General features: G+C 58.5%; 16 protein-coding genes. 3 read left to right on the plus strand and 13 right to left on the minus strand.

All coding sequences use genetic code 11. The features are described 5' to 3' along the window. Positions 1–21: 21 nt before the first annotated feature. Positions 22–978, plus strand: a complete 957-nt coding sequence (locus AD663_RS26430) for a LysR family transcriptional regulator (protein ID WP_003186775.1) — start codon at positions 22–24, stop codon at positions 976–978. A gap of 115 nt (positions 979–1,093) precedes the next feature. Here the strand turns inward: AD663_RS26430 and AD663_RS26435 are convergent, their stop codons facing one another. The 3 genes from AD663_RS26435 to AD663_RS26445 form a co-directional block, all read right to left on the minus strand. Further along, positions 1,094–1,630 carry a dihydrofolate reductase family protein gene (locus tag AD663_RS26435; RefSeq protein WP_003186776.1) on the minus strand — a complete coding sequence of 179 codons (537 nt, stop codon included), beginning with the start codon at positions 1,628–1,630 and terminating at the stop codon, positions 1,094–1,096. 133 nt (positions 1,631–1,763) lie between these two features. Further along, on the minus strand, positions 1,764–2,048 hold the full coding sequence (locus AD663_RS26440) for a type II toxin-antitoxin system RelE/ParE family toxin (protein ID WP_003186777.1): 285 nt from the start codon (positions 2,046–2,048) through the stop codon (positions 1,764–1,766). Continuing rightward, positions 2,038–2,280 (minus strand): CopG family ribbon-helix-helix protein, encoded by a 243-nt coding sequence (locus tag AD663_RS26445; RefSeq protein WP_003186778.1) that lies wholly within the window; start codon positions 2,278–2,280, stop codon positions 2,038–2,040. The genes AD663_RS26440 and AD663_RS26445 overlap by 11 nt, the downstream gene beginning before the upstream one ends. Before the next feature lie 319 nt (positions 2,281–2,599). Here AD663_RS26445 and AD663_RS26450 point away from each other — a divergent pair, with 319 nt between their 5' ends. Then, complete coding sequence (locus AD663_RS26450) at positions 2,600–4,207, plus strand: methyl-accepting chemotaxis protein (protein WP_053214806.1); 1,608 nt, start codon at positions 2,600–2,602, stop codon at positions 4,205–4,207. 55 nt (positions 4,208–4,262) lie between these two features. Here AD663_RS26450 and AD663_RS26455 read toward each other — a convergent pair whose 3' ends face one another. Next, on the minus strand, positions 4,263–4,940 hold the full coding sequence (locus AD663_RS26455; protein ID WP_003186782.1) for an RES family NAD+ phosphorylase: 678 nt from the start codon (positions 4,938–4,940) through the stop codon (positions 4,263–4,265). Continuing rightward, positions 4,940–5,350 carry an MbcA/ParS/Xre antitoxin family protein gene (locus tag AD663_RS26460; RefSeq protein WP_003186783.1) on the minus strand — a complete coding sequence of 137 codons (411 nt, stop codon included), beginning with the start codon at positions 5,348–5,350 and terminating at the stop codon, positions 4,940–4,942. Before AD663_RS26460 ends, AD663_RS26455 begins: the two co-directional genes overlap by 1 nt. 313 nt (positions 5,351–5,663) lie before the next feature. On the opposite strand from AD663_RS26460, the gene AD663_RS26465 reads away from it, so the two are divergent. Next, entirely contained in the window at positions 5,664–6,590 is a 927-nt protein-coding gene (locus AD663_RS26465; RefSeq protein WP_003186784.1) for a LysR family transcriptional regulator, read from the plus strand. On the opposite strand, the gene AD663_RS26470 is transcribed toward AD663_RS26465, so the two are convergent. The 8 genes from AD663_RS26470 to aguA form a co-directional block, all read right to left on the minus strand. Then, complete coding sequence (locus AD663_RS26470) at positions 6,507–6,824, minus strand: AzlD domain-containing protein (protein ID WP_033046341.1); 318 nt, start codon at positions 6,822–6,824, stop codon at positions 6,507–6,509. The genes AD663_RS26465 and AD663_RS26470 overlap by 84 nt on opposite strands. Next, positions 6,803–7,516, minus strand: coding sequence for an AzlC family ABC transporter permease (locus AD663_RS26475; RefSeq protein ID WP_003186785.1), 714 nt, complete (start codon positions 7,514–7,516; stop codon positions 6,803–6,805). Before AD663_RS26475 ends, AD663_RS26470 begins: the two co-directional genes overlap by 22 nt. Then, positions 7,513–7,953, minus strand: coding sequence for a GNAT family N-acetyltransferase (locus AD663_RS26480; RefSeq protein WP_003186786.1), 441 nt, complete (start codon positions 7,951–7,953; stop codon positions 7,513–7,515). Before AD663_RS26480 ends, AD663_RS26475 begins: the two co-directional genes overlap by 4 nt. Positions 7,954–7,966: 13 nt before the next feature. Next, the gene (locus AD663_RS26485; RefSeq protein WP_003186787.1) at positions 7,967–8,713 is read right to left on the minus strand and encodes a 2OG-Fe dioxygenase family protein; all 747 of its coding nucleotides are present in this window, start codon (positions 8,711–8,713) and stop codon (positions 7,967–7,969) included. 235 nt (positions 8,714–8,948) lie between these two features. Next, positions 8,949–10,235, minus strand: coding sequence for an OprD family porin (locus tag AD663_RS26490; RefSeq protein WP_003186788.1), 1,287 nt, complete (start codon positions 10,233–10,235; stop codon positions 8,949–8,951). 250 nt (positions 10,236–10,485) lie between these two features. Then, positions 10,486–11,157: a DsbA family protein gene (locus AD663_RS26495; RefSeq protein ID WP_003186789.1), complete on the minus strand. Its 672-nt coding sequence runs from the start codon at positions 11,155–11,157 to the stop codon at positions 10,486–10,488. 221 nt (positions 11,158–11,378) lie between these two features. Then, positions 11,379–11,579 (minus strand): hypothetical protein, encoded by a 201-nt coding sequence (locus tag AD663_RS26500; protein WP_003186790.1) that lies wholly within the window; start codon positions 11,577–11,579, stop codon positions 11,379–11,381. Positions 11,580–11,821: 242 nt separating this feature from the next. Then, complete coding sequence (aguA, locus tag AD663_RS26505) at positions 11,822–12,928, minus strand: agmatine deiminase (RefSeq protein WP_003186791.1); 1,107 nt, start codon at positions 12,926–12,928, stop codon at positions 11,822–11,824. Positions 12,929–13,171 lie beyond the last annotated feature (243 nt).

Consider the following 13,171-nt stretch of genomic DNA (forward strand, 5'->3'; position numbering starts at 1 on the left):
ATAAGTCGCTTTACTGATGCCATGAAGGAACAAATTGGGTTGGACCGCCTTACAGGTCTCATTGCCTTTGCTCGCGCAGCCTCCTTGGGCAGCTATACCGCTGCAGCGCGCGATTTATCGGTGTCGCCGTCTGCCATCAGCAAGAGCGTGCAACGCCTGGAGCAGCATTTCGAGCTGAGTTTGTTCAGCCGTACCACCCGCTCGCTCACTCTGACAGCGGAAGGACGAGACCTGTACGAACGAGCGTTACGGATTTTGCGCGAGGTGGAGGACATTGAGCAGGCTGCTGCTGCCTCGCGCGCTGAGCCCTCCGGCACCTTGAAAGTGACAGCGCCACCACCTATCGGACTGAACATATTGGCGCCGGCGATTCCCAGGTTTCGCCAGCGCTACCCCAAGCTCGCCATCGACCTGCGCTTGGGCGATCAGTTTGCGGACATCGTCGAGCAAGGCATCGATGTGGCCGTGCGCGTGGGCGACCTGACCGACTCGCGACTCATCTCTCGTAGACTGGGGCCGCATCGAATTTGCGCTTTTGCCTCGCCAGCCTATTTAGCCGAACGCGGCACGCCGCTGGAGCTCAGTGATCTGGCCGACCACGACTGCGTGAATTTTCGCTACCAGAGTTCGGGCCAGGCGTTGCGCTGGCCATTCAGCGTGGGAGATCGAATAGTGGAAATCGCACCCGACGCCTCCATCATCATCGACGCCAGCGATGCGGTAGCCGCGGTGCTCGCAGCGGGCGGTGGCATTGGCATTTCACCCACCTATGTCGCGGCGCCTTATGTCGCTCGGGGAGAACTGAAGCCGCTCTTTCCACAGTTCGCCGTCGACCGCTCCTCCATCACAGCCTTATGGCCTGAAAGCCGCCGGGCAAGCCCGAACGTTAAAGCGTTTGTAGGTTTTCTGAACGAGCTGTTTCCCACCCCCACGGCGTGGGACGAGATCGTAGCAAAGGGCGCCCTGAACTCCATCTAAAGTGTCCGCTTCCAGCTCATTACAGGAAGAAGGGCTGCTTCGCAGCCCAGCGGGAGCAAGCTCCCTCGACACGTGGAATATTCATTGAATCATTCCCCGTGGATAGCCGGGCGGATCATGCACCCAGGCGATAGGTGGACTGAACCAATCCCGAAGGAAAGCTGCGACTGGATACCAGCTTCAATTCAACGTCCTGCTGAAGGGCCCCGAACAACGGTCTACCCGATCCGATCAGCACAGGAACCGTGGTGATCACCATGTCGGCGACTAATCCATCACGCAGGAATGACTGCACCACTTGCCCGCCGTCGACATAGACTCGACGTACGCCCTGCGTCGCCAGTTCCTCCATCACGTCCCTGGGTGAGAGGTGGGAGAAACGCACCTTACCCTTCAGCGCCTCGGGCACCGGCGAATTCGCCAGTTGTTCAGACAGCACCACCACGGGCCTTTCATAGAACCAAGTGTCAAAGGTCAGTACCTTCTCGTAGCTTCCCCGCCCCATCACAATCACATCCTTGTCAGCAATGAAGTCTGAGTAGCCATGGTCCTCGGTTGGATCGTCGCGTTGCAAAAGCCAGTCGATGTCACCATCGGGCCGGGCGATGAAGCCATCCAGACTGGTGGCGATGAAAACGTGGGCAGTGGTCATCAGAATCTCCTTGCGGCGCATTGCGGTGCGTGATCAAAAGCCGAATGAGAGGCCTTCCTTGTGTTCTGCCGCTCCGGGGTACGGCACGCAAAGAAAGGTACAGCCCTAATAGTTCTGGACTACGCTCTCCCGTTTACCACTGGGCACGAGGGCGTTGCCTTGTGTGGAACACCCCAAGAATTTGAAGCCGATCACCGAGTACCCGATAGGGAATGAGATAGGACCAATTAGGAACTGCCCATTCCCGTGTGTTCTTTACTCGACCTTCACGGCCCATGGTTGGGAATTGGGCCAACCGTTCTACGCTGGCAAAGATTGCATCGGAAAAGTCGTCAGCAGCCTTGGGGGTTTCAAGGGCTATGTAACTGGCTTCGTCTTCCAGGTTTTTAAGGGCTTTTTCCAGCCACTCAACCCGCATCCCTGCTCCAGCGTCGGGAACGCATCGCGGCTACTTGACCATCGGAGGCGAACTTACCTTGATCGGCCTCCTCTACCGCCAGCTCGATTTGTGCGGTCAACGCCTTCTCGTGCTCGATGTAATCACGAAGAACGTCCATCGCCAAATAGCTCACTGTTTGGCCATTCGTCTTGGCCAGATCAGAGAGTGAGTTCGAAAGGTCTTCCGGCAGGTTCAGGGAAATCCCGGTCATGACAGCCTCGATAGTGAGCGTTTGTTGAGCATCTTACACCGGCAAGAGCCCGCTTAAATTAGCAGGTCGTCGCGAGATACTTCGGGGCACTGTAGGAGCGGGCCTCAATCCGTCCGGCTGGAGCTTGGGGGTTTGGGCATGGATAAGAAGCACCGCTCCGCAGCCCAACGGGAGCAAGCGCCCTCGCCACGGGTTCTGGGGATATTCACCTTATCGCTCCCCCCGCCGATAGCCTCAAATAAGAACATCGTCCGCCCCAGGGCTCTGCTGTCACTCGACTACACTTGCCCAGAAATCACCGCTCCAGGAGCAGTAAGCGATGAAGATCCGCACCAAAGTCATAGGCTCGGGGTTGGTCAGTCTTTCTTTTGCGCTGTTGCTCGGTGGCATCGGGTTGTGGGGTTATCACTCCATGTCCGAGGCCCTGGTGCAGAGCGAGACCAGTATTTCGGCCATGCGCAAGCACATGGAGGCGGACATGATGCACGACGCCATTCGTGCCGATGTGCTTGCCGCTTTGTTGGTGGTGCGCGGGGATGCTCAGGGGGCCAAGGATGTGCTGGAGGCGTTTGACGAGCATTCCCAGCGGATGCGCAAGGTTATTGCCGAGAACGCCGAGGCGAAGTTGCCGGGGGCGGTCGCTCAGGCGATTACTGAGTTGAAACCACAAGCCGATACCTACATCGAGAAAGCCAAGCAGGTGATCGGCAAGGCGTTGAGCGGTGCCCAGGATGGTCATGCGTTGCGAGCCGAGTTCGACACGGCGTTTTCAGCCTTGGAGGAGCGCAACGAGGCGGTCAGCGAACTGATCGAAAACCAGGCGCAGACGTCGCGCGAGCATCAGGACAGCAGCATCCAAACTTCACAAAGTTGGTTGGTCATTACCTTGCTGGCCACGTGCGTGGCGTTGGCGCTGTTGTCGTGGAGCTTGCTCAAGGCGGTGCTCACGCCGCTGAACAAGATCATCCTCAATACCCAGGCGATTTCCCAGGGAGATTTGCAGCGGTCGATGGGAGCGCAAAGCAAGGATGAGCTGGGCCAGTTGCAAGGGGTGATCGAGCAGATGCAAACGAATCTGCGCCAGATGATCGCCACGATCCGTGGCCAGAGCGACGAGTTGAACGGCACGTCGCGGAATCTGGGCGACACGGCGCGGCAGATCGTGGCCAGTGCCGATCAGCAGGCGCAGAGTGCGACCAGCATGGCCGCGAGCATGGAGCAGATGATGGCGAACATCAGCCAGATCCATCAACACGCCGACAGCGCCCGGACGATTTCGGCGCAGTCCGAACAATTGGCTAGCAGCGGCGGGCAGGTGATTCTCGGGGTGGTGGAGGGCATGAACCGGATCGCCGAGGTGGTCAACCAATCTTCCAGCAAGATCACGGCGCTGGATGCGTCCTCCGAAGACATTCATTCCATCATCCAAGTGATCAAGAGCATCGCCGAGCAAACCAACTTGCTGGCACTCAACGCGGCCATCGAGGCCGCGCGTGCCGGCGAGGCGGGTCGCGGTTTTGCGGTGGTGGCCGATGAAGTGCGCAACTTGGCGGCACGCACCACTCAGTCCACCCAGGAAATCACCGCGATGATCGAGCGCATCCAGACCAGCGCCCGGGATGCGGTGGCGAATATGCAGGCGTGCGTCAGTCGGGTGGACGAAGGCGTGAACCTGGCCCAGCAGGCCGGGGTGTCCATCAGCGAAATCCGCACCGGCGCCCGGCATGCCGCCGAGGTGGTGGAAGAAATTTCCCAGACCATTGCCGAGCAATCGAAGGCCAGCGATGAAATGGCCCAGCGGGTCGAATCGATTGCCGAGCAATCCCGGGAAAATACCCGCTCGATCCACAACCTGACGCAAACGGCGGATCAACTGAACGACGCGGCAGGGTCGATGCAGGCTTCGGTACAACAGTTCAAGATCTGACCAGATGCCCGTGGCGGGGGCGCTTGCTCCCGCTGGGCTGCACTGCAGCCCTCCTTCACACCTCGCTCACCTCGAACACAAACGATATCTCCCGCTTCTGGGCACTCCAGACGTACCGAATATGCTTGCCTTGCACCGGAATCGACACCGCCGGTGGGCGAAAAGCGGCTACGCATTCGTGGCCGGGCAGGCGAACGCTGTTGTAGAGCAGCCCCCAAGACAAAGTTTCGCGCAGTTGTCGGGCGAACACTTGGGACGGACCGTAGGCGGCAGGGTCCGGATTGTGGAGGTGCGGGTAGTCGTGGCGGATGTCGTGCAGGGGTTTGACGACCTTGTTGACATAGGTGCGCATGGTCAATTCGAGGTCGGGCTCGTTGGTCGCCCCAAGGAATCGCGCCTGGTGATAGCAGGTTTCGGCGATAGCGGCTTCCTGGCTGCTGGCGGCATAGTAGACGCCGAAAGTGCCGTCGCTGAAGCGGCTGCTTTTGCCGATATGGGTAAACGCCGCCATCACGGGCGAGGAGCCGGGCCCGGAAACCCGGTCTTCGGGGCGCACCCGCGACAGCACGCCGGCTTCAGCCATGAGCCGATCATTGGTCAATGCTTCAAGGGCATAGGCAGTGGCCAGGTCCTCGGGGTCGAGCACGTCTTCAAACAATGTGATCGGCGGGAAGCTGCTGTTGACGATCCGATAGGCCCGTTTCCATTGCGGATCCACCAGCGGTGGCGTCATCAACCGCGCACTCCGTCCAGATAGCGCCGTACATCGGCGATGTCCACCACTCGTCCGGCCAGCATGTAGGTCAGCGCCGACTGGCCGTTGAACGGCGCAGCGGTGTTAGGGCTGCTGACCCATTGATAGGCACGGTCCCGACTGTTGCTGAAGATAATGCTCAGCGCCTTGTGAATACCCATCAGATAGGAAATACGCTCAAGGGTGTCGCGAGGCAGCCGTACGTTTTCCGGCAATTGTTTGTACTTATAGAAAGTCGTGTTTCCAACCTTGCCCAACAATATGCGCTGCTGCTCGACAGTGCAGCCCCAAAGCGTCATGAGATTGAAGAAGAATTTCAACGCGACTCGACCCGCGTCCGGGGAATCCAATTGTTGCTGTGCGTTGAGGGCAATCGAGGAAGTGGCCATGGGATTTGGGCTCCGTTGTTACGGGTGACGCCTAAATAGTAGTACACATATGGATGTAAATTAAGTTTTTATTCGCAAGCGAACAGTCTTTATCAGCCAAAGATGATTTACGCGACGTACTACACACTCCAATACACACCGAAACGGCATGAACGCTAAATGTTGCATAAGCTCCAAAGATCGCCTGCCGGAGCTTTTCGGCACAAAATCGCGACAACCGAGCCAAGGTGCATGATGATAGCCAACACGCACTCCCTGGCACGGGCCAGGTGCACAACAATAGCGAGCCCACTTAAGCAGAGGGCATTACCTCATGGATAGCAGAACCCTACGCAACCTCATGCGCATCGTGCAGACCGGTTCGTTGTCGGCTGCGGCCGAGCATTCGTGTCTTACGGTGCAGGCCCTGGCGGCGCAGTTGAATAAAGTCGAGGAGCAGTTCGGTTTCCGGTTGTTCCGGCGCTCGAACAAGGGCCTGACGTTGACGAGCCAAGGCTCGGAACTGACGCCTTTTATGGATCAGGTGCTGATCGCTACCCGGCAATTGGAAGAGAAAGTCGCGGCGCTCAAGACGCCTCGGCAACGCACGCTCAAGGTGGCGCTCAATACCACCCTGCCAACGGACTTCAACCGACGGATGATCGATCGATTGATCGGCGTCTTTCCCCAGTACCAGTTGGAGTTCAGTTACGCCGAGTCGATGGAGAACCTGAGCAAGCTCAAGAACGAAGCGTTTGACCTGGCGATCCTGATCGGCCAACAGCAAAGCGGCTTTTCCAGTATCACCATGCCGGATGTGCAGGTGCGGGTGGTCGGCGCCCATTGTGGCGACGAAGACGATTCCCTTGGCTTGCTCGGTGACAAGTTCCAGGTGCGTCCGGCAGAAGAATGTCCGTATTCCCACAGCTTTCTTCGCTTTTTGGATGCCGGCCTGGGTGAATATGGGTCAAGCCAGCGGATGGTCTATTCCTGCAGTGAAACCCTGACGTTGTCGTTGATCACTCAGCTCGACGGCCTGGGACTGGTGTCCCGGGAGGCGGCGCTGCGCAACGGGCTGACGATTTTCCCGGACTTCGAGGATTTCCTTGAAGTTCGCCTGACAGTGAACAATCCGGAGTTGTCTAGCCAGGCCCTGCACGATGTAGTGGATTTGCGGCTACAGGAAGGAACCGAGCGCGATGTACGCCGCCGTGCCCACCGCCACACTGAGAAACAGGTTGCGACTGAAATACGCACATAACAGCGTCGGGATCGCGGCGTAAAACTCCGGGCGGTCGAGCTGTATTCGCTGATCCTTGATCAGCAGCGGGGTCAGGCTGATGGCAGCGACGATCGCCACCGGCAGGTATTCCAGCGCGCGGGCGACAAACGGCGGCCAGTGTTCGGTATTGACCTGCAAAGGCAAGGCCCGTGGCAGGAAGGTCACGGCCATCATCAGGGCCACCACCAGGATCAGGAACGTTTGGTCAGGCATACGCCCACCCCGCAGCCAACGAACGTGGCAATGAAGACGTTGAACGGCGAACTGCCCAGCAGGCTCAGCACGCCCATGCAGACGACTGCCGCCAGGGCGGCGATCAGTTTGTTACGGGTATTGCACAATGAGACCAGCACGTAGAGCATCATCGCGGTCAGGGCATAGTCGAGCTGGTACTTGATCAGGTGCGCCGCGTATTGCGCACAAACGGCGCCCAACAAGCCACCCAGCACCCAGGACGTGTGGCAAAACAGGTTGAAGCCAATCAGGTAGCGCACGCTCACAGGCGCCCCACTGCCCAGCTTGACGCTGTGGAAGGCAAAGGATTCATCCGTCAGCCCCGCCGCGTAGCACCAACGCTCGAAACGACTCAGCCCCAATGCCCGCAACGCCTTGGCCATGTAGACGGACATGAGCATGTGCCGTGCATTGATCAGGAAGGTGGTGAGCACGATGGTGGTCAGCGACGCGCCGCTGGAGATCAGTGCCAGCGCCGCAAACTGCGACGCGCCGGCATAGACAAACAGGCACATCGCCACGGGTAACCACAAAGGCAGCCCGGCGTTGACCGCCATCAGGCCGAACACAAACGAAACCGTAAAATAACCCGCTACCACCGGACTGGCTTCAGCGAAGGTACGCGAGGCTTGTGGTTCGACCGCCAGCGGTTGGCTGGAAGTCTTGTTCATAAATCCCTCTCGAAGGTAATTTCACCCCGAGGCTCGCAGAACCCCTGGGCAGCCCAAAAGCGCTTGCCGGCCAGATTAGCATCGTCGACAAAAAGGAACATGCGCAGCACGCCGACCCGCTTCATGTCAGCCGATGCGGCTTCCACCAGGCGCTGGCCCAGGCCGCGGGTGCGATGGAGCGGGCTCACGGCCAGGTGATTGATGGTGCCACGGGTGCCGAGCATGCCGCCAATCACTGCCCCGACCACTTCTCCACTGGCATCGATGGCCAGGTACGCGGTGGTGGTTTCTTGCAACAACACACCGCGCAGGAACCGCGCATCCTGCCATTCACAGAACGACACTTCGTCGAAACCGCGGAAAAACCGCTCCAGGCGCTCGGCATCCCTGACCATGGCCCGACGCAACAGAACCTGCTGTTGCCCCGCGTCGTCCATGGGTTCGAGCTGTTCAGCGAACAATGTCGAAAGCGGTCCCGGGCCGCGAGAAGGAAATCGCCAGGATCTGCCTGAACGCCATCTCATGGCCGTGGGTGTTGCGGGCCGGAGTGACGTAATGGCGCATGTCGCGATCGAGGAAGAACGTGGTGTCGAGGATGTCCTCGTAGGTCGTCGCCGCCAGTTGCTCTTCCTGGGCGGTATACAGCCGGCTCTCTGCGCCAGCCACGTTATGACGGCCCCAGAAGTGCACACCGCTGAAAGGATACCCGTCGCAATGAATCCCTTCGGGGGTGATCTCCAGCTGTTTGCCCGGCTTGATCTCGATGCGAATCTGATGAATCTGGCATTGCCAGATTTCGTCGTGCAATTCCGGCGGCAGAACATTCTTGTAAACGTCGAAGTCCGTGTCGATCAGGCTGCGCATGACGGGGGAATTGATCACTTCGTTGGAAAAATCCTCGAAGTGCCGCTCCAGTCCGCCGACATAGCTGTTGTTGGCTTTGGACTGCACATAGGCCCGGTGTTCGAGCTGCTTGAGCTCACGGGTCGTCGGGTTGTATTCGAAGTCGCTGTAGCGGCGAAAACGCATGCCTGACTCGGCCTGGCCGTAATAGCTGTCGGGCTCCATGTTTTCCCAGCTTTTGGTCAGCCGGACAAAATCGCCGAAATGACCGTAGAGATTGAAGTCTCCACCGCGGACGTTGACGAATTTGTCACGTCTTAGCGCTTCGCCTACTTCCCTGTTCAGAACGATCATTTTTCATAGGTCTCCGCTGCGTTGAGCGGCCTAATCTAGTAGGTGCAGGATTTACGTCCATGAGAAAGTATTTGAAGCATTTCAAGCCCTGCTTGAAACGGAGGCTGAAGATCTATCAATAGAACTTTTTCTATGGAAAACAGAGGGATTTTGCGGTGCTTTTGCCGCTAAACGTTAAAAACCCCCGAGCTTGCGGTCGGGGGTTTTAATCAGGCGCTTATAACGCGATCAAGCATCAAAAGACATTGATCGGGTAGTCCACGAACACCCGCAGTTCGTTACCGCTGACGTTGTACTCGCTGGATTTCTGCGACACACGCAGCACGGAACTGCGCAACCTTACGCTCAGATCCTTGGCCGGTCCGCTCTGGACCACGTATTTGAACTGGTTGAAGATCTCGCGCTCGGTCCCGCCTTCGCTGGTGGAGGTAGTGATGTTGTCACCCCGTACATAAGCGACGTTATAGGTCAGGCCCGGTACGCCGAAGGTGGTGAAGTCCAGGCCATAGCCCAACTGCCAGCTGCGCTCGTCCTCGGCGTTGAAGTCGGACCAGTACGAGTTGGCGAGGTAGATGGTGTTGCCGCCATCACCCACACGGTTCTGATCGCGCTGATAACCGCCATAGGCGTAGCCCAGGTTGCTGTCGCCGGTGCTGCGCTGGTGGGCAAGCGTGAAGCTGTGCGGACCTGTGGCGAAGGTGGCGGCCAGGCTCCAGATCTTGTTGTCGTCGCCGGTGACGTCGTTTTCGCGAACGTAGCTGTTGTCCAGCTTGGTGCGATACCCGTTGAAATCCAGGGTCAGGGACTGATCCTTGGCCAGCGGGAACACATAGTTGGCGTTCACATATTGCTTCTTCAACACGTCTTCGACGTCCGAGGCATAGAGCGAAGCCTTGAACTGCTCGGTGAACTGATAGCTGCCGCCCAACACGTTGATCGACTTCAGGCCACCGCTGTCGCGGCCTTCGGCGCTCTTACGCGACTCGGCAGTGAAACGGCCAGCGTTCAGTTCCAGGCCTTTGATCTCTTTGGAGGTGATCAATGTGCCGGTGTAGCTTTCCGGCAACAGGCGCGAGTTGTCATAGCTCAGCACCGGCAGGGCCGGCATCTGGTCGCCATAAGCCAGCACGGTATTGGAGACGCGGAATTTGACCGCTGCACCGAACTTGGACAAGTCATCGGCCGCATTGCCGCTGTCGCCTCGCTTGAAGAAGTCGATGCCTTGTGCCCCGCTACGGCCCTTGCCGCCGTCCAGACGCAATGCGTACAGGCCGAAGGCGTCTACACCCACGCCCACCGTGCCTTGGGTGAAGCCGGACGAGAACGTTCCGATGGCCGCCTGGCCCCATTCGGCCTTGTCTTTGTTGCCGTCTTTGTAGTCGCGGTTGATGTAAGCGTTGCGCAACAGCACTTTCAAGCTGCTGTCTTCAACGAACCCCTTAGACTCAGCCTGGTCGTTGGCCATGGCGTGTGTCGAGCTCAAAATCCCCAATGCGATCAGACCGATGCGCTTGTTCAACATGATTATTTTCCTTATACGGGTTGATACGCACTGCGGCGGGCAGCCGAAACGGCGCTTTTTGCGCTCTTTTCCGGACTCTTGCTCCTGAAATAATGAAAAGGCCCGCCCACGAATATTCGTGTCGGGCCTTTTTATTATTTAAGAGTCATGGCTGTTAGCCACAGGCGTAGGACGAATGCTAGTCGCGCCGTCAATAGCGTGTCAATTTCGTGAATCGTCTGTAATTAGGCGAAAAACGTCTAACAACCTATCAAAGGGAACAGCCATCCAGGCCACAGGCCAGCGCAGCAGCCGGTGCCTGAACCGGCAGGGCTTGCGCCAGCCATTGGGCGAACGCCTCGGGCTTGCCGAACCACTGGCTGACGTCGATCAGCGTGAACCGGCCATCGCGCTCCAAGGCAAAGGTCGGGAAACCTTGCCCACCAACCTTCGCCAACAAGGTACGGCTGGCCTTGATATGGCCCTGCACATCAACCGCGTCCAGCGTCGCTTGAAACGTGCGTGCCTCAAAGCCGATGGATTGTGCAAGCGCCAGCAGGACGGCTTGGTCGGCGATGCGCCGACCCTCGACGTAATGGGCGGTTTGCAGGTGCCCCAGCAGCTCCAGGCCGCGCCCGCCAAGTTGCTCGGCAGCGAGGATCGCCGCAATTGGCGGTGCCGAGTCGAACACCGCGCTGTCATCGCGTAGCAAGCCTTCATAATAAGCATGGCCAAACGGTTGCCCAGTGTATTCAGCGATACGCCGGTCGTGGGGCATCACGTAGTTGCGCAACTGTGGCGAGACCTGTTGGCGATTGGCTCCGGTCATCATGCCACCGCCATGCAGGATTATCGGCAACACAGCACCGGCGGCCTCCACCAAGGGCTTGGCGCCGTAGCACCAGCCGCACAACGGATCGTAGATGTAATGAAGGGTGCTCATGGAAACTCCACTGGCCGTCAAGATTCGAGGGCAACAGAGTAGCCCCGCAGGCTTTGCGGAAAAACGCCGAAATGGTGTCCAGTCTGTTTCATGTATCGGTCAAATGCGCCGCTTGGGTGGATGACCACCTCCCACAAGGGTTTGGTGTCGATTCGGGAATCTCTTCGCATAAAAAAAGCGCTGCCATCCCGGCCAGCGCTTTTTATCAATCCGTCGAATTCTTATCCTTGCATCACATCCCACAATGCTTCGAGCTCTGCCTCGCTGAACAGGCCAGCAGGGTAACGCTCGACAATCATCAGGCGCGGATCAGGTTCTCTGATCTGACGCGTTCCGTTGGACTTCAACCACTGCGCCACAGCTTGAAGCGACTCACCATTGACGGCCAAGGGATGGCATGTGCTCTCGCTTATCATATTCATTCCAGCGACCCTCCTGGTTGATGAGCGGCCAATTTATCCAAGGGTTATGACAAAACAACTCAGCTCCGCTCCCTGGGACTGTCGGCAAACAGATACAAGAGCTATGCCAATGTTATTGGCAACGCCAATAAACAGGCGCAAAAAACCCGCGCCCCAATCGGGCCGCGGGTTTGCTGGTGTGGATCCAAAAGCGCCGGTCTAGAACCGGCGCGATGGATATCAGCTGGTTGTTACATCGACACTCAATTTGCCCGGGGCGCAGGCTGTTGTTGGGTAAGGCAATGGATATTCCCGCCCCCCAGTAACAATTCGCGACCTGGCACCATGACCACTTCGTGCTGCGGGAACAGGCCCTGCAGGATGGCCATGGCCGGTGCGTCCAGGGGATCGTCAAAACTTGGCGCGATGATGCCGCCGTTGACGATCAGGAAGTTCACGTAGGAACCGGCCAGCCGCACGCTCGGGTTGCGCTCTTGGGAACCTTGCACCGCGTCGACGCCGGCGCACTCCTCTTCGGTGGCATACAACGGCCCCGGGATCGGCATTTTATGCACGATGAATGGGCGCCCCTTGGCATCGGTGCTGTTTTGCAACACATCCATCGCGGCGTGGCAGCGACTGTAGTTCGGGTCCTGCGGGTCATCGGTCCAGGCAAGCAGCACTTCGCCAGGGCGGACGTAGCAGCAGAAGTTGTCCACATGGCCGTCGGTTTCGTCGTTGAACAGGCCATCCGGCAGCCAGATGATCTTGTCCACCGCCAACTGCGCGCTGAGCACCGCTTCGATCGCTTCGCGGCTCAGGTGCGGGTTGCGATTACGGTTGAGCAGGCATTCCTCGGTGGTGATCAGGGTGCCCTCGCCATCGACGTGGATAGAGCCGCCTTCAAGCACAAAGCCTTCGGTACGGTAACGTGGGCTGCGCTCGATCTCCAGGATCTTGCCGGCCACTTGCGAATCGCGATTCCACGGCGCATACAGACCACCGTCGAAACCACCCCAGGCATTGAAATCCCAATCGACGCCGCGCACTTCGCCGTTGTTATTGATCACGAACGTGGGGCCGGTATCGCGGACCCAGGCGTCGTCGCTGGACATTTCCACCAAGCGGATATTGGGCACATCAAGCCGCGCCCGGGCATTTTCGTACTGCGCCGCCGACACCGCCACGGTCACGGGTTCGAAGCGGGCGATGGCCTTGGCCACCGCCGCGTGGGCCGCCTGCGCGGGCTTGCCGCCCAGGCGCCAGTTATCCGGACGCTCGGGCCAAATCATCCAGACCTGGGTCTGGGCCGCCCACTCGGCAGGCATGTGGAAACCGTCCGCGCGGGGCGTGCTGTGCAACGTAGTCATGAATCAGGACTCCAGTGAGCCATCGAAATCATCTTCTGAGCGATGGGCAGAGTGGACTTTATAGCCGATAAAAATCGGCTATAAAAGGGAAAAATACGCAGGACTTCCTGCTACAGCCTAAAAAAATATCGACAAAAATCGGCTAAAGCTCACCGCAACACCTCTGTGAAAGCGAGCTGGCTCGCGATAGCGGTTGGTCAGTCAGATAATTATTGACTGAAAAATCGCCATCGCGAGCAAGCT

Source organism: Pseudomonas sp. Q12-87 (assembly GCF_001269755.1).
In the GTDB taxonomy this organism is placed as follows: Bacteria; Pseudomonadota; Gammaproteobacteria; order Pseudomonadales; family Pseudomonadaceae; genus Aquipseudomonas; species Aquipseudomonas fluorescens_S.